At 32.3% G+C, this 17,225-nt stretch carries 13 protein-coding genes; 9 read left to right on the forward strand and 4 right to left on the reverse strand.

Features of this window, described 5'->3' with window-relative positions:
- The first annotated feature begins 4 nt into the window (after positions 1-4).
- The 8 genes from Q4512_RS13930 to Q4512_RS13965 all read left to right on the forward strand — a co-directional run bounded on the left by Q4512_RS13930 (position 5) and on the right by Q4512_RS13965 (position 11,031).
- Positions 5-952: an MlaD family protein gene (locus Q4512_RS13930; RefSeq protein ID WP_303425742.1), complete on the forward strand. Its 948-nt coding sequence runs from the start codon at positions 5-7 to the stop codon at positions 950-952.
- Between the two features lie 12 nt (positions 953-964).
- Positions 965-2,278, forward strand: coding sequence for a (Fe-S)-binding protein (locus Q4512_RS13935; RefSeq protein WP_303425743.1), 1,314 nt, complete (start codon positions 965-967; stop codon positions 2,276-2,278).
- A gap of 136 nt (positions 2,279-2,414) precedes the next feature.
- The gene (locus Q4512_RS13940; RefSeq protein ID WP_303425744.1) at positions 2,415-3,206 is read left to right on the forward strand and encodes a (Fe-S)-binding protein; all 792 of its coding nucleotides are present in this window, start codon (positions 2,415-2,417) and stop codon (positions 3,204-3,206) included.
- A gap of 40 nt (positions 3,207-3,246) precedes the next feature.
- A complete protein-coding gene (locus tag Q4512_RS13945; protein ID WP_303425746.1) occupies positions 3,247-3,732 on the forward strand; it encodes an ABC transporter ATPase in 486 nt (161 codons plus the stop codon).
- A gap of 21 nt (positions 3,733-3,753) precedes the next feature.
- A complete protein-coding gene (gene serB / locus Q4512_RS13950; protein ID WP_303425748.1) occupies positions 3,754-4,977 on the forward strand; it encodes a phosphoserine phosphatase SerB in 1,224 nt (407 codons plus the stop codon).
- A gap of 236 nt (positions 4,978-5,213) precedes the next feature.
- Positions 5,214-8,171 (forward strand): glycoside hydrolase family 3 N-terminal domain-containing protein, encoded by a 2,958-nt coding sequence (locus tag Q4512_RS13955; RefSeq protein WP_303425749.1) that lies wholly within the window; start codon positions 5,214-5,216, stop codon positions 8,169-8,171.
- 111 nt (positions 8,172-8,282) lie between these two features.
- Complete coding sequence (gene bshA / locus Q4512_RS13960) at positions 8,283-9,419, forward strand: N-acetyl-alpha-D-glucosaminyl L-malate synthase BshA (protein WP_303425751.1); 1,137 nt, start codon at positions 8,283-8,285, stop codon at positions 9,417-9,419.
- Between the two features lie 85 nt (positions 9,420-9,504).
- Positions 9,505-11,031 (forward strand): GH3 auxin-responsive promoter family protein, encoded by a 1,527-nt coding sequence (locus Q4512_RS13965; protein ID WP_303425753.1) that lies wholly within the window; start codon positions 9,505-9,507, stop codon positions 11,029-11,031.
- Here the strand turns inward: Q4512_RS13965 and Q4512_RS13970 are convergent.
- Positions 11,028-11,588, reverse strand: a complete 561-nt coding sequence (locus Q4512_RS13970; protein ID WP_303425754.1) for a hypothetical protein — start codon at positions 11,586-11,588, stop codon at positions 11,028-11,030. The genes Q4512_RS13965 and Q4512_RS13970 overlap by 4 nt on opposite strands.
- Before the next feature lie 140 nt (positions 11,589-11,728).
- Positions 11,729-12,214 (reverse strand): hypothetical protein, encoded by a 486-nt coding sequence (locus tag Q4512_RS13975; RefSeq protein WP_303425755.1) that lies wholly within the window; start codon positions 12,212-12,214, stop codon positions 11,729-11,731.
- A gap of 111 nt (positions 12,215-12,325) precedes the next feature.
- On the opposite strand from Q4512_RS13975, the gene Q4512_RS13980 reads away from it, so the two are divergent.
- Positions 12,326-15,253, forward strand: a complete 2,928-nt coding sequence (locus tag Q4512_RS13980) for an FAD-binding and (Fe-S)-binding domain-containing protein (protein WP_303425756.1) — start codon at positions 12,326-12,328, stop codon at positions 15,251-15,253.
- Here the strand turns inward: Q4512_RS13980 and Q4512_RS13985 are convergent.
- Complete coding sequence (locus Q4512_RS13985) at positions 15,245-16,087, reverse strand: UDP-2,3-diacylglucosamine diphosphatase (RefSeq protein ID WP_303425758.1); 843 nt, start codon at positions 16,085-16,087, stop codon at positions 15,245-15,247. The genes Q4512_RS13980 and Q4512_RS13985 overlap by 9 nt on opposite strands.
- Before the next feature lie 205 nt (positions 16,088-16,292).
- Positions 16,293-17,177: an anti-sigma factor gene (locus tag Q4512_RS13990; protein ID WP_303425760.1), complete on the reverse strand. Its 885-nt coding sequence runs from the start codon at positions 17,175-17,177 to the stop codon at positions 16,293-16,295.
- Positions 17,178-17,225: the final 48 nt, after the last annotated feature.

The raw sequence follows: 17,225 nt of genomic DNA on the forward strand, positions 1-17,225 counted from the left end.
TATATTGAAGTTATCTAGAGAAATTAAAACAGCCATACTAGTAATATTAGGAATTGTATTCCTAATTATTGGTATTAATTATTTAAAAGGTATAAACATCTTTCAACAAAAAAATGAATTCTATACAGAATTCGATTATAATGCACTTACGCCTTCATCTCCCGTCACCATTAAAGGAAATAATGTAGGAAAGATAAATAGTATTAAATACGATTTCGAATCTGGTAAAACTCGTGTAGCTTTTACCATCGATAAAGATTTAAAGTTTTCTAAAGAAAGTAAAATGCGCCTTTATGAACTAGGATTAATGGGAGGAAACGCAATGGCTATCATTCCAGTAGAAGGAGGAGTTCCTGCTAAAAACGGAGACTTCTTACAGTCTGAAGTAGAAGACGGTCTTGTAAAAAGCTTAACAAGTAACTTTTCTGGATTAAGTTCTGGATTAGATGGTACATTAGAATCTGCAGATTCCCTTCTTGTAAGCCTAAATAAATTAGTAAAAGACGATACAGAAAAAGGATTAAAAAATGCTATTGGAGAATTAAACACTACCATAAAATCTTTTCAAACGTTATCGTATTCCTTTAACTCTTTAATTGCTAAAAACGATGAAACACTTACTTCTATGCTTTCTAATTTCGATAAAGTAAGTAAAGATTTAGGTGCACTTTCTGAAGATTTAAAAGATGTAGAATTATCAAAAACTGTTAAAACCTTAGATGAAACCTTACTTAATGTAAATACACTTTTAGCAGATTTAGATAAAGGAGAAGGTACTCTTGGTAAGTTACTTACAGACGATGACCTATACAATAACTTGGAGGTAGCTTCGCAACAATTACAAGAATTATTACAAGACTTTAAATTAAACCCTAGCAGATATGTAAAAGTTTCTGTCTTCGGAAAAAAAGATAAAGCAGGCTACGTGAAACCAGAAGACGAAAGACAATAAACCAACCATTACATGAATTACTTACCAAATATAATTTTTGCCATAGCCCTAATTTTAGGCTTTGGTTACTTTGCTAAAAATGTAAAAAAACTTGTTCGTAATATTAAACTAGGGCAAGATGTAGATGTTAGTGATAATAAGTCACTACGTATGAAAAACATGATCAACATCGCTTTAGGACAAAGCAAAATGGTAAAGCGTCCAGTTTCTGGGTTTCTTCATGTTGTTGTTTATGTAGGATTTGTAATTATAAATATTGAAGTTTTAGAAATAATCATCGATGGGCTTTTCGGTACACATCGTATTTTTTCTAGTGTATTGCCAGAAGCAGTTTATGGTTTCTTAATTGGTACTTTCGAAATTCTAGCAATTTTAGTTCTAGTTGCAGTAATCATTTTTTGGATAAGAAGAAACGTAATAAAATTAGCGCGTTTCTGGAAAGACGAAATGAAAGGTTGGCCAAAAAGTGATGGAAACTTTATTCTGTATTTCGAAATGGTTTTAATGACTTTATTTCTAGTCATGAATGCAACCGATGGTACTTTTCAAGAAGCAAATTCCGGAAATATTATTAGCCAATATATAGCACCTTTGTTTTCCGGTATAGCAGAGAGCACAGTGCATTTCATTGAAAGAGCAGCTTGGTGGTTACATATTGTTGGTATTCTTATATTCTTAAACTACCTGTATTTTTCAAAACACTTACATATCCTTTTGGCTTTTCCAAATACCTATTATGGTAGAGTAAATAATAAAGGAGAACTAAACAATTTAGCATCTGTAACTACCGAAGTTAAGATGATGATGGATCCAAGCGCAGACCCGTTTGCGGCAGCTCCAGAAGGAGCAGAAGACGAAGTTCCAGCAAAATTTGGAGCAAGCGATGTACAAGATTTATCCTGGGTACAATTATTAAATTCTTACACCTGTACAGAATGCGGACGCTGTACCAGCGAATGTCCAGCAAACCTTACTGGAAAAAAGCTTTCACCTAGAAAAATCATGATGGATACTAGAGATCGTCTAGAAGAAGTGGGTAAAAATATAGATACTAATAAGGGTACGTTTGTCGATGATGGCAAACAACTGCTTGGCGATTATATTACTAACGAAGAAATCTGGGCATGTACCAGTTGTAACGCCTGTCTAGAAGCTTGTCCTGTAAGTATAGATCCGTTATCTATTATTATAGAAATGCGTCGATACTTGGTAATGGAACAAAGCGCAGCGCCAACAGAATTAAACAATATGATGACCAATATTGAAAATAATGGTGCACCATGGCCTTATAACCAACAAGACCGATTAAACTGGAAAAACGAGTAGATTAATTTGGGCGTTACCACAAGGGTCGCGCTTTCGGCAGTCGCTTTTTTTAAGAAAAATAAAAAAGAGCTTCAACAATGCCTCTATCGCTAACGCAGTTAAAAACTAAAAATTAAATTTCGAAAATTACAACATAATGAGCGAACAACTTAACGTACCAACAATGGCAGAGTGTATGGCAGAAGGTAAAACACCAGATATTTTATTCTGGGTTGGATCTGCTGGAAGTTATGATGATAGAGCTAAAAAAATAACGAAAGCCTTTGTAAAAATATTAAACAAAGCAAACGTTAATTTTGCAGTATTAGGTACCGAAGAAAGTGCTACAGGAGATTTAGCAAAACGAGCAGGAAACGAGTTTTTGTTTCAAATGCAAGCCATGATGAATATTGAAGTGCTTAACATGTACGAAGTGAAGCGTATTGTAACTTGCGACCCACACTCCTTTAACTGTTTAAAAAACGAATACCCAGGACTGGGTGGTGTGTACGAGGTTATTCATCACACACAGTTTATAAAAGAATTAATTAGCTCTGGAAAGCTAGATGTTAAAGAAAGTGACTATAAAGGAAAACAAATAACCTTTCATGATCCTTGTTATCTAGGTAGAGCAAATTCTGAATACGATGCACCAAGAGATGTGTTAAATGCTCTTAACGCTAATCTCGTAGAGATGAAACGTAGCAAAGCAACAGCGTTATGTTGTGGAGCAGGAGGCGCTCAAATGTTTAAAGAGCCAGAAAAGGGAGATAAAGATATTAATGAGCTTCGAACAGAAGATGCTTTACAAACAAACCCAGATATTATAGCAACGGCTTGCCCGTATTGCATGACTATGATGTCTGATGGTGTGAAAGTAAAAGAAAAAGAAGCACAAATAAAAGTGATGGATATTGCTGAGTTAATTGCTAGTTCGCAAAATTTGTAATTAATACCTTTTCTGTAATTCATAATCCTTAATTTAAAAAATGTTAGTAGACTTTAATACATTACCAGAAGAATCTCGCGTTTGGATCTACCAAGCAAATCGTTCTTTTTCAGATCAAGAAATGGAAGAGATTTCTAACAAGCTAAATATATTTGTTGAAAATTGGGCGGCACACGGCGCAGATTTGCAGGCAGGATATAATCTTGTTTATAAGCGATTTATAGTTATCGGGTTAAACCAAAACATGAACGCTGCGACTGGTTGTTCAATTGATGCTTCTGTGCAATTTATCCAACAATTAGAAAAAGATTACAACGTAGATTTAATGGATAAAATGAATGTCTCCTACAAACAAGGAGAGTATATTGCTTATAAATCTTTAACTGATTTCAGAAAAATGGCAAAAGACAAAGCGGTTTCTAAAAATACTATAGTCTTTAATAATTTAGTAAATACAGTTGCTGAGTTTAAAGAAAACTGGGAGGTTCCAGCTAGCGAAAGTTGGCATAGCAGATTTTTAAATTAAGTATAGCAAATAAAAGCAAGCATGAGTAATGAGATTTTTTTATTAAACATTTCTGGACCAGACAGACCAGGATTAACTTCAAGTTTAACAGGTGTTTTAGCAGAATATGGCGCTAAAATTCTAGATATCGGTCAAGCAAATATACACGACACACTTTCTTTAGGTTTTTTGTTTGAAATTGGTTCTAAAAAAAAATCAGCAGCAGTTTTAAAAGATTTGCTTTTTAAAGCATACGAACTAGGTGTAACAGCCAAATTCAGCCCAATATCTTTAGAAGATTATGAAAAATGGGTTTCCCTTCAAGGAAAAGATCGCTACATCATTACTATATTAGGAGAAAAACTTGCTGCAGAACAAATTTCGGAAGTCACTAAAGTGATTTCAGAAATTGGTTTAAATATTGATGCTATTAAAAGGTTAACGGGGCGTATCTCACTTACGCAAGAAGAAGAGTATCCTAGAGCTTCTATACAGTTATCTATTCGAGGTAAAATTGATAATAAACCAGAATTGACTGCTAAATTTATGCAGATCTCTCATGATTTAGATGTAGATATTGCCTTTCAAGAAGACAATATTTATAGACGTAACAGACGTTTGGTTTGTTTCGATATGGATTCCACGCTAATACAAGCAGAAGTAATAGATAAGCTCGCAGAACTTGCTGGTGTTGGAGATCAAGTAAAAGCTATAACAGAATCTGCAATGCAGGGAGAAATAGACTTTAATGAAAGTTTTAAACAACGCATGAAACTTTTAAAAGGCCTAAGTGAAGATGTGTTACAGGATGTTGCAGTTAATTTACCAATCACAAAAGGAGCAAAAAGACTAATTGATACTTTAAAGAAGTATGGGTTCAAAACAGCTATTCTTTCTGGTGGTTTTACGTATTTTGGTCATTATCTACAAAAAGAATTAGGAATGGATTATGTGTATGCCAATCAATTAGAGATAAAAGATGGTGTATTAACAGGAGGTTATCTTGGTGAAATTGTAGATGGTAATAAAAAAGCGGAGTACCTTAGAGAAATTGCTACAAAAGAGGGTATAGATATTAGTCAAACCATTGCAGTTGGTGATGGGGCTAACGATTTACCAATGTTAAACTTAGCTGGTTTAGGTATTGCATTTCATGCAAAACCGACGGTTAAAGATAATGCACAAAGCTCTATATCTAGCATTGGGTTAGATGGTGTATTGTATCTTTTGGGATATCATGACCGGCATATTGATCTGCTAGAATAGCTTCTTTAATTTGCTTTCTTAAATTCTAAATAATTAAAGTTTCTAGACTTACGTGTGATATTTTTTGTTTTACCTTGCTTATAGTTGAATACTCTTTGTATTATTATACTTAAAAAGGATGCACTTTTAATAAACTAGTTAATAATTCTTCTAAAATCTATCATAAAGTCTGTAAAACTTCGTTTTAAAAATGTTATTTTGGCATAGTTTTTAAGCTATACTTGTAAAACAATTTTATGCGTCCATACTATATATTACTTTCAATAATTTTCTATTCTTTTTTTAGCCAAGCACAAGAGGTTAATCCGCTTTTAAAAGGGGATGGTGTTTCCCAAAATAAATGGGTAGATAGTTTGTATAACACTTTGACACTTAAGGAAAAGGTTGGTCAATTATTTATGGTTCAGGTTTTTTCTAATCAAGATTTAAAAAACAAAGCTAAAGTTGTTGATCTTGTTAAAAATCAAAAAATAGGTGGTGTTATTTATTCTAATGGTGGACCTGTTAGACAAGCAAAATTAAACAATGAACTACAAGCTGCAGCAAAAATACCATTGTTAGTTGGTATGGATGCAGAGTGGGGTTTGAGTATGCGTTTAGATTCTACTTATGCATTTCCATGGAATATGACACTTGGTGCAATTAAAGATAAATGGTTAGTAGAACAAACGGGAAGACAAATTGGAGAACATTGCAAGCGTTTAGGTGTGCATTTTAATTTTGCTCCAGTTGTAGATATCAATACCAATCCGAAAAACCCTATTATAGGAAATCGTTCTTTTGGTGAAGATAGAGATAATGTAACCGAAAAAGCTTTGGCTTTTATGAAAGGTATGCAAAGCGCAGGAGTTTTAGCAAATGCAAAACATTTCCCAGGTCATGGAGATACCGAAAGCGATTCACACAAAACATTACCTACGGTTCTTTTTGATGAAAAACGAATAGATTCTATCGAATTATATCCATATCGAAAATTAATAACAGAAGGATTATCTAGTGTTATGGTGGCGCATTTAAATGTGCCTAGTTTAGAATCTCGACAAGGGTTTCCTTCTTCTTTATCAAAACATATTGTAACCAATATTCTAAAAGAACGTTTAGGTTTTAAAGGCTTAATATTTACTGACGCTTTAACGATGAAAGGTGCTGCAGATTATGTCGAAAAATCTTTAGATGGTAGTAGCTCAAAAAATGTAATCACTGGTGGTGAAATAGACTTAATGGCTTTTCTTGCTGGAAATGATGTAATGCTTATGTCGGAGGACCCAGAAAAAGGAATTTTAAAATTCATGGAAGCTTTTCAATCTGGAAAAATAACAGAAGCACGTTTAGCACACTCGGTTAAAAAAATTCTGCAAGCAAAATATAAAGTAGGTTTAAACAATTATTCTCCAATTGGAACAAATAATTTAGTTGCAGATTTAAATAGAATTAAAGACGATGCTTTATATGAAGAGCTTTTAGAAAACGCCATTACAGTTGCCGAAAATAAGGCTGGCCTTTTGCCTTTACAACAGCTAGAAACTAAAAGTATCGCTTATGTAAAATTTGGTGATGATGATGGAACTGTTTTTTATAATGAGCTTAAAAAATACGCTCGCGTTCATGAGGTGAAAGCAGATAATATAGAGACGCTTTTAAATAAATTAAAGCCTTACAACACAGTTATTATAGGTTTGCATAGATCGAATGATAACCCTTGGAAAAGTTATAAGTTCACAGAAAAAGAACGCGCTTGGCTTCAGGAAATAGCAAATAACAATTCTGTTATTCTAGATATTTTTGTTAAACCCTATGCGCTATTAGACATTGATCCAATTAACAATATTAAAAGTGTCGTTGTTAGCTATCAAAATAGCGAAATTGCACAACAAAAATCTGCGCAAATTATTTTTGGAGCATTACCAGCAAAAGGAACTTTACCTGTATCTGCAGGGGTAGATTATGTGGTTGGTCAAGGAGATTTGTATAATGAAATAAGTCGCTTATCGTACACAATCCCAGAACGTGTTGGCATGAGTTCTAATAAACTAAAAAAAATAGATTCTATTGCAAACCATGCTGTAAATGGAGGGATGACACCAGGAATTCAGTTGCTTATCGCTAGAAAAGGAAAAGTTATTTACAATAAAAATTTTGGGAAACACACCTATAATCAAAATGCTGAAAAAGTAAAATTTAATGATATTTACGATGTAGCTTCATTAACTAAAATCCTTGCAACATTACCATTGTTGATGGAGTTAGAAGAACAAGGAATTGTTTCGTTAGACAGCAAATTATCTGAGATGCTTCCGGAATATAAAACGTCTAATAAAAAGAATGTAACTATTAAAACAATGCTTTCGCATTATGCTAGATTAAAACCTTGGATTCCTTTTTATTATGCAACATTAGATTCGCTTACCAAACGTCCGGACCCTAAATATTATAGAAAACATTTCGATCCTGAATTCAGTATTAAAGTTGCAGACGAATTGTATATGCGTAAAGATTATAAAGATTCTATTCAAGAAATAATTAAAGATACCGACTTGCTTACTAGAAAGCGTTACCGCTATAGTGATCTACCATATTACATTTTAAAGAAATTTATTGAGGAACATTACGACAAACCTTTAGATGAATTAGTAAAAGATCATTTTTATGAGTCTTTAGGAGCTAATTATACCATGTACAATCCAAACAACAAGGTTAGTAACATTAACATTGCGCCAACTGAAGAGGATGATTATTATAGATATCAAAAAATCCAAGGGTATGTGCATGATATGGGAGCAGCTATGCAAGGTGGAGTTGGAGGACATGCAGGAGTTTTTAGCAATGCTAATGATGTAGCTAAAATCATGCAGATGTATTTACAAAAAGGTTTTTATGGTGGAAAACGTTATTTAAAACCAGAAACTATAGACAAATTTAACACTTGTTATTTTTGTGATAATAATAATAGAAGAGGAATTGGTTTCGATAAGCCTCAATTAGGAGAATCTGGACCAACTTGTGGTTGTATTTCTATGACGAGTTTTGGGCATTCCGGATTTACAGGAACTTATGCTTGGGCAGATCCGGAAGAAGAAATCGTATATGTGTTTTTAGCAAATAGAACCTATCCTAAAGCAGGAAAAAACTTATTGCTGCGAGAAGATATTAGAACCAATATTCAAGCAGCTATTTATGATGCAATAATAGATTAAAAAATAGAAAGAAGACAAAGAAATTCAAAACCTATTAGAATGAAAATGGCAGTAAAACCTTTTCTCTTCTCTAGATGCTCTTGTCTATAATATTTAGAATAAATTCATTTTATGAAAATAGGAATTGTTTGTTATCCAACATTTGGTGGTAGTGGCGTAGTAGCTACTGAGCTAGGCTTAGAATTATCTAAACGTGGTCATGAAATTCATTTTATTACCTATAACCAACCTGTTCGTCTAGAATTATTAAGTAATAATGTACATTATCACGAAGTAAATGTACCAGAATATCCTTTGTTTCATTATCAACCTTACGAATTAGCACTATCTAGTAAATTAGTAGATATGGTGAAGCTACATCAAATTGAAGTGCTTCACGTGCATTATGCAATTCCACATGCTTATGCAGCATATATGGCACAAAAAATGTTGCGAGATGAAAATATTTACGTACCAATTGTAACCACACTGCACGGTACAGATATTACGCTTGTTGGCTCACATCCTTTTTATAAACCAGCAGTAACTTTTAGTATCAATAAATCGGATGCAGTAACTGCTGTTTCTAAGAGTTTAAAAGAAGATACTTTACGCTTATTCGATATTAAAAAGGAAATAGATGTTGTCACCAATTTTATTGATGTTAAAAAATATAATCACGGATTTACAGATTGCCAAAGAGATATGATGGCAACTGAAGATGAAAAGATAATTACGCATATTAGTAATTTGCGTCCAGTAAAAAGAATTGCGGATGTAATTAAAATATTCAATAATATTCAGAAAGAAATGCCTGCTAAATTAATGCTGGTTGGAGAAGGTCCTGATAAAGAAAAAGCAGAATTGTTATGTGAAAAGCTTAACATTTCGGATAAGGTGATTTTCTTTGGTAAAAGTAATGAAATAGATAAAATTCTTTGTTTTAGTGATTTGTTTTTACTCCCAAGTGAAACCGAAAGCTTTGGTCTTGCAGCTTTAGAAGCAATGGTGTCTTCTGTTCCTGTAATATCTAGTAATACAGGAGGTATACCAGAAGTGAACAAGCAAGGAGTAACTGGGTATTTGAGTAATGTTGGTGATGTAGAAGAAATGTCTAAAAATGCAATCTACGTATTAAGTGATTCAGAAAGACTTAATACCTTTAAGGCAAATGCTAAAAAGGAAGCGGAAAGATTTGATATTCATCATATTGTTCCGCAATACGAAGCCATTTACCAAAGAACATTAAATCGTTGTCTTATATCATAATTTTTTTGGGTTAATTATTTGCGGGAATAAGTTAATAGTATTATTAATTAGCATCTATTTTTGTTAATGAATAAAAAACTATATAATGACTATTTTAGGAAATATAATTAAAAGTGTAATTACATTAAAAGATGTTTTAAGTACTGCTCCAGATCCTATTGAATCTCAGAAAAAAGTCTTGTTAGATTTGCTAAATACAGCGAAAGAAACAGCATTTGGTACACATTATAAATTTTCAGATATTCTTAATGCTGAAAATATTCAAAAAGCATATTCTCAAAATATACCTTTTTTCGATTACAATAAAATAAACGAAGAATGGTGGTGTAAACTGCAAGAAGGAAAAGAAAATATAACTTGGCCAGGAAGCACATCTTATTTTGCACTTAGTTCTGGAACCACAGGGAAAACTAGTAAGAAAATTCCAGTTACAGACGCAATGGTAGAAGCGATTAGGCAATCTGGAATAAAACAAGTATTCGCTTTAAGTAACTTTGATTTGCCAGCAGATTTTTTTGAAAAAGAAATGATGATGCTTGGTAGCTCAACAGATTTAGAAGATAATAACGATCATTTAGAAGGCGAGATTAGTGGGATTAGCGCTAGTAATATTCCGTTTTGGTTTAAAAGTTATTATAAACCTGGGGAAGATATTGCTAAGATTGCAGATTGGGATGAGCGTGTTCAAAAGATTGCAGAAAATGCTAGAGATTGGGATATTGGTGCTTTAAGTGGTATCCCCTCATGGATAGAATTAATGTTGAAAAAAGTTATTGACTATCATAATCTAGAGCATATCCATCAAATTTGGCCAAACTTACAAGTGTATACTTCTGGTGGGGTAGCTTTTGGCCCTTATAGTAAAAGTTTTCATGCTTTAATGGGGAAACCTGTTACTGTTATTGATACTTATTTGGCTTCCGAAGGATATATTGCAACACAAATTAGACCAGAAACAGATGCGATGCAGTTAAATATAGACTCTGGAATATATTTTGAGTTTGTCCCTTTTAAACCAGAGTATATAACAGCATCTGGCTCTTTAGTTTCAAATGCACCAGTTGTTACGCTAGCAGAAGTAGAGATTAACCAAGATTATGTGCTTGTTATTTCAACAGTTAGTGGTGCATGGCGTTATTTGATTGGAGATACCATAAAATTTACTGATGTAAAACGAGCAGAAATTAAGATAACTGGTCGTACTAAATTCTTTTTAAATACTGTTGGTTCTCAATTGTCTGTTAATAAAATGGATGACGCGATGAAAGCCCTAGAAAAAGACTTTCAAATAACAATTCCGGAATATACTATTTGTGCCAAAAGAGGAGACGATGGTGAGTTCTATCATTTTTGGTATTTAGGGTCTGATTTGAAAAATGCAGATAATAAAGCTATTGCCAAACAGTTAGATGTATATTTAAAAAATGCGAATAAGAATTATAGGGTTGCAAGAAGTAAAGCGTTAAAGGGGGTTAAAGTAGTCGTAGTAGCTACGGATGTATTTTATGAATGGAATGGTTTGAATAAGAAAAAAGGAGGACAAGTAAAAATGGAACGTGTTATGAAAGAAGAGAAATTTAAAGAATGGGAAGCGTTTGTAAATAAGAATTAATTCACTAGGGCTTTATCTCTGTTTTCAACTAAAATCATTATTTCCTCAGGAGAAAGATAGAATTTTTTTATTCGGTTCTTATAGCTTAACGTTATATCTGCATGGTTTAAAATAAAGTTTTTCGTTTTTAAAATGTACTTTTCCATGCCTTGTGCAACAGCAAAAGTGTCTGCTGCACGTTCTGCTTCTACAATAGAATTTTCAGAAAATAAATAATTTATTCCAAAACGAATTAAATTCATTTTACTTCGTTTTTGATAATCTAAAATATGCCCTAATTCATGGCCAATCCAACCTACTAATATATCAGAAGGGATATCTTTGGTTTTAAACACTTGATTAGAAATTTTAAACGATTCACTAATTAGAATAATGTATTTTCGGTTTTTTCTTCCTCTAAAAAAACTACCAAATGTAGGTCTGGCTTGCATTGTAGATTTTTTAATGTTTTTTTTGAATTTAATCTCAATGTTGGTTTCTTGTAACTGCGGGAAATACTCTAAAGCTTTATTAGCTTCTTTTAAAATAGATTCTGGTATAATATGCTTTGCATTCATATAGAAAGTTTGTAGTATTAAGATTAATATCAGGGATAATTTTATTTTCATGAGATACTTATAATAATAAATACAAGTAGTATTTCATAAATTTTTATGTGAAAATAATCCTAAATAATAATTTCAATCAAAGCGTGTGATTAAAATGTGTATCTGGCACTAATACCTACGTCTATATCAAGGTTGTTGTTATTATAAGCGCCATCTCCAAAACCTAGTTCAGGTCTAAGGTCTAAAGATAAAAGCAAAGGGAAGTCAAATGTATATTCTACGCCAATATCTCCAGCTGCAAAAACAAAAGCGTCTTTGTGGTTGTCGTATTTATCAAATTTATAACTGGCAAAACCAGCACCAGCTCCAAAATACCAATTAAAGTCTCCTTGTATAGGTTTTACCCATTGAAATAAGCCTACAGCCTTTATGCCGCTATAATCCCTATCGCTACTCCATCCTAAATTCAATTCCATTCGGTTGCTTTCTAAAATGGCGCGTTGATAAGTAATGCTAGCTCCTAAACCATTAGCGTCTCCTAGACGTAAACCAATTGCATTTTCTGCTATTTCTTGCGCGTTTAAAAAGGATGTGAATCCTAAAGCTACAATTAAAATTAAAAATCTGGTTTTCATAAGTTTCTGTTTTATTCTTAAAATAATAACGTATTACTTTTATAATTATTGGCAAACTAATAGTAAATTTAAAGCTTTAATGAGTAGAAATTTATTATTAGAAATTTATAAATGAACAACGCTATTAACAATGCTTTAAAAAAACTGCAAAACGAATTGTTTGGCGATTTATATTTTGATGATTTAATTCGCTCTATATATGCAACAGACGCTTCTGTATATAGAAAATTACCTTTAGCTGTTGCTTTTCCTAAGAGTAAAAAGGATATAAAATTACTCCTCACTTTTGCAAATAAAAACAATACATCACTTATTCCTAGAACTGCAGGAACCTCATTAGCAGGACAATGTGTTGGTGAAGGAATAGTCGTCGATGTTTCAAAATATTTCACTCAAATAATACATGTCAATAAAGATGAGCAAACCGTCATTGTACAACCAGGTGTTGTTAGGGATACATTAAATAATTATTTAAAACCTTACGGTTTATTTTTCGGTCCAAATACTTCTACTTCAAACCGTTGTATGATTGGCGGAATGGTTGGTAATAATTCTTCCGGAACTACTTCTATTCAATATGGCGTTACACGAGATAAAGTAGTAGAATTACATACTATTTTAAGCGATGGAAGTGATGTTGTCTTTACGGAATTGTCTTCAGAAGCATTCCGAAAAAAAACAAAATTAGAAACTTTAGAGGGGAAGATTTATCGAACAATTTATTCCGAATTAGCTTCGGAAGCCGTTCAAATTCAAGTAAAAAGTGAATTCCCAAATTCAAAAATACACAGAAGAAATACAGGTTATGCAATCGATGAATTAATTAAAAATGAAGTGTTTTCTAATTCAACTTCAACTTTTAACATGTGTAAATTACTTTCCGGAAGTGAAGGTACACTTGCATTTACTACGCAAATAAAATTAAAACTAGAGGCTCTTCCTCCAAAGGAGAGCATTATGATTGCAGCACATTTTAATAGTATTACCGATTGTTTAAAAAGTGTAGAAACCGTTATGAAGCATGATTTACATACTTGCGAAATGATGGATAAAACCATTTTAGATTTAACAAAATATAATAAAACACAAGAAGAAAATAGAGCTTTTATTCAAGGAGATCCAGAAGCTGTTTTAATGTGTGAAGTAAAGGGGGACACCATTAATGATGCTAAAAACCAAGCAAATGAACTTGTAAGTATACTTGTAAAACAAGGTTTAAGTTATGCAAATCCTTTATTATTTGATGAAAATATTAATAAAGCTGTAGAATTGCGAAAGGCTGGATTAGGTTTATTGGGTAATATGATTGGCGACAAAAAAACCGTCGCATGTATTGAAGATACTGCAGTTGCCTTACCAGATTTAGCGAATTATATTGAAGATTTTACTGCTTTAATGAAAACCTATAACCAAAATGCAGTGTATTATGCGCATGCGGGAGCAGGAGAGTTGCATTTACGACCAATTTTAAATTTAAAGAAAAAAGAAGACGTTGTCCTTTTTAGAAAAATAACAACAGATGTTGCCAGATTGGTTAAGAAATACAATGGTTCTATGAGTGGTGAACATGGAGATGGTATTGTTCGTGCAGAGTTTATTCCGTTAATGATTGGTTCTGCTAATTATGAAATTTTAAAACGTATTAAAAAAGTTTTCGATCCTAATAATATATTCAATCCAGGGAAAATTGTCGATGCGTATGCAATGGATAAAAACTTACGTTACCAACCAAATCGAGTAGAGCCAGAGTTGGAAACAATATTAGATTTTTCTAAATCGCAAGGTATTCTTCGAGAAACTGAAAAATGTAATGGTTCTGGAGATTGTAGAAAACTTCCAGAGTTTGGAGGTACAATGTGTCCAAGTTATCGAGCAACTAGAAATGAAAAAGATACAACCCGAGCAAGAGCAAATGCATTGCGTGAGTTTTTAACAAACTCAGAGAAAGCGAATAAATTTAATCATATAGAATTAAAACAGGTTTTCGATTTATGTTTGAGTTGTAAAGCGTGTACAAGCGAGTGCCCAAGTAGTGTAGATGTTGCTAGCTTAAAAGCAGAATTTCAATACCAATATCAGAAAGAAAATGGGGTCTCATTGCGTACTAAATTATTTGCATATAACAACAATTTAAATCAATTAGCGAGTCGACTACCTAAGCTGGCAAACTTTATTTTTTCTAATAGTTTTACGTCATCTGTATTAAAGAAATCTTTCGGGATTGCTAAAAAAAGAAGCTTACCTATGATTGAAACTAAAAGTTTATATAAAGAATTTAAAAAACCTATAAATCAAGAAGTTAGTGAAATTTTTATTAAAACAATTTATTTGTTTAACGACGAGTTTACCAATTTTTTAGATACTTCAATTGGATTAGATGCAATTTATATTTTACAACGATTAAATTATAAAGTAGAACTAATAAATCACGAAGAATCTGGTCGTGCATTTATATCGAAAGGCTTATTAGAACAAGCTAAAAATGTTGCTGCTAAAAACGTTAAAATTTTCAAAGATTTAATTACTTCAAAAACCCCTTTAATTGGTATCGAACCTTCCGCAATATTTGCATTTAAAGATGAATATATAAAACTTGTTGACGATAAAGTTTCCGCAGAAAAAATAGCAAAAAACACTTTTCTAATAGAAGAATTTATTCAGCAAGAAATACAATTAGGAAACATAACTGCTTCGCAATTCACAAAAGAAACTAAAACGATTAAGTTTCATGGGCATTGCCATCAAAAAGCACAAGCAAGTCAACTATCTAGTTTTTCTGTTTTAAACCTTCCAGAAAACTATAAAGTTACTATCATTCCTAGTGGTTGCTGTGGTATGGCAGGAAGTTTTGGTTACGAAAAAGAACATTATCAAGTAAGCATGCAAATTGGGGAGCAAACCTTATTTCCTGCAATTCGAAAAGCAGCTAAAGAAACTATTATTGCAGCCAATGGTACAAGTTGTAGGCATCAAATAAAAGACGGAACAGCAAGAGAAGCATTGCATCCTATTACTATTTTAAGAGAAGCATTACTTTAATTTTTTAGCATCTGGATCTACAATAGTTATTGCGGCAATTAAATCTTTCATTTCCATTTCTTTAATATCCTCATCTGCAAAAAAAGGGGAAAGCTTATCTTTATTGTAGTTGTAAATTTTCCAACGTTTAAATTGGTATTCTAAAGCAGTAAAATTTTCAATCCAATCACCAGAGTTTAAATAGGTTGTTTTACCAAATTTATTAGCTTTAACAATCATTTTTGGTTGATGAATGTGACCACAAATAACATAATCATAACCATTTTCTATGGCTAAATCTGTCGCTACTTCTTCAAAATCATTAATATATTTAATTGCTCCTTTTACACTGTTTTTAATCTTTTTGGATAGCGAATAACGTTCTTTTCCCATGTTTACTAAACACCAATTAATAAATCTGTTAATTACAATTAGTAAATCATAACCATAACCTCCAAGCTTGGCTAACCATTTCGCATTTTGTATAGAAACATCGAAAACATCACCATGAAAAAACCATGCTTTTTTGCCGTCTAATTCTGTAACATATTTATCTACAATAGATATTTTACCAATATGAGAGTCGCTAAACTTTCTTAGCATTTCATCATGATTTCCAGTTATATAAATCACTTCTGTGCCATTAGAAGCCATGGTAATAATCTTTTTAATAACTTTTAAGTGTGCAGGAGGAAAGTAACGTTTACTAAATTGCCAAATATCGATAATATCTCCATTTAGAATTAGTTTTTTTGGTTCAATACTGTTTAAATAGGTTAGTAGTTGTTTTGCGTGACAACCAAAAGTACCTAAATGTACATCAGATATTACAGCAATTTCAACTTTTCTTTTCATTTTCAAAACAATATAATTTTAGGCTTTAATAATGATACAAATAACAGACACTAATGTTATTTAAATATTACCTCTTAATTATATAATTACTAGTTAATTGTAAAGTTTGTGTTATGCGTATTCTAATTTAGAATATTGCTAAACCAACAAAAAGATAAAAGCCTCGATAAACGAGGCTTTTACAAATCTATATTTTAAGTACTACTTAGTTAATTTGAGCAGTTCCACTAATTAGTGCGTTTATATTGGTTGTTACACTTAAAGCATTAGAATTAATACCTTCTGTACCACTTATTGGTTTTAAGAAAAATGGAGTATTAGCATCACCATCAAGGTCTGGTTCAATAGAAATTACAACTGGCAAACCATTAATGTTTCCGTCTACACCAGCTGGTAAGTTGGATAAGAAATCTTCTCCAGGAAATAATGGAGCAGGTTCGTTACCACTATAAGGTGAAGCGCTATCTACACCATTAGCCATTGTAAATTGACCTGTAGTTACAGGAGTAGATCCAGTATTAAAAACTACCCATCCTTCATATTTCCAGCCAGTTGCTAATGTTGGTAAGTTAATTAAACCAGCGGTTGTTCCATTTTGAATAAACCAAATACCATAATCTTCATTTCCATTATCAATTCCACCAGTATTATCTGTTGGAGTAGTCTTTAAAAAAGATCCTGAAAAAGGATTTGTAGTATTTACAAAGTTACCAACCATTGTAGTAATGTTTAGTGTTGCAGCATTAGCAACAAAATTACCACTTAATATTTTTGTATTAGAAGGTGCAGCATCATCATTTACAGTAGGCTCAATAGACAAGATAAAAGCAGTTGCTACATCTAAATCTGCTGTAGGAATACTAAAGTTTTTAGAAGTAGATGCAGCAGTTGTATTAAATCTTCCAGTAGAAACAGGAGATCCACCAACCATAATCCATCCTTCATACGTTAAGTCTCCTTCTAGCGGCTCTATTCCGGTAAGGTTTACAGTTAATGTAGACATAGGTGTTGAGGCCGAATTATCATCACTACTACATGCAGCAATCAATAAAACTGCGGCGAATAATAAAATTGTTTTTACGTTTTTCATATCAATCATTTTTTAAGGAACAAAAATAAACTTATATTGTTTTAGAGC

The sequence above is a fragment of the Oceanihabitans sp. 2_MG-2023 genome (assembly GCF_030547245.1).
GTDB lineage: Bacteria > Bacteroidota > Bacteroidia > Flavobacteriales > Flavobacteriaceae > Oceanihabitans.

Coding starts and splice junctions, on each gene's coding strand:
- Q4512_RS13935 (WP_303425743.1), top strand. CDS start 965: ATGAATTACTTACCAAATATAATTTTTGCCATAGCCCTAATTTTAGGC.
- Q4512_RS13940 (WP_303425744.1), top strand. CDS start 2,415: ATGAGCGAACAACTTAACGTACCAACAATGGCAGAGTGTATGGCAGAA.
- Q4512_RS13945 (WP_303425746.1), top strand. CDS start 3,247: ATGTTAGTAGACTTTAATACATTACCAGAAGAATCTCGCGTTTGGATC.
- serB (WP_303425748.1), top strand. CDS start 3,754: ATGAGTAATGAGATTTTTTTATTAAACATTTCTGGACCAGACAGACCA.
- Q4512_RS13955 (WP_303425749.1), top strand. CDS start 5,214: ATGCGTCCATACTATATATTACTTTCAATAATTTTCTATTCTTTTTTT.
- bshA (WP_303425751.1), top strand. CDS start 8,283: ATGAAAATAGGAATTGTTTGTTATCCAACATTTGGTGGTAGTGGCGTA.
- Q4512_RS13965 (WP_303425753.1), top strand. CDS start 9,505: ATGACTATTTTAGGAAATATAATTAAAAGTGTAATTACATTAAAAGAT.
- Q4512_RS13970 (WP_303425754.1), bottom strand. CDS start 11,588: ATGAATGCAAAGCATATTATACCAGAATCTATTTTAAAAGAAGCTAAT.
- Q4512_RS13975 (WP_303425755.1), bottom strand. CDS start 12,214: ATGAAAACCAGATTTTTAATTTTAATTGTAGCTTTAGGATTCACATCC.
- Q4512_RS13980 (WP_303425756.1), top strand. CDS start 12,326: ATGAACAACGCTATTAACAATGCTTTAAAAAAACTGCAAAACGAATTG.
- Q4512_RS13985 (WP_303425758.1), bottom strand. CDS start 16,087: ATGAAAAGAAAAGTTGAAATTGCTGTAATATCTGATGTACATTTAGGT.
- Q4512_RS13990 (WP_303425760.1), bottom strand. CDS start 17,177: ATGAAAAACGTAAAAACAATTTTATTATTCGCCGCAGTTTTATTGATT.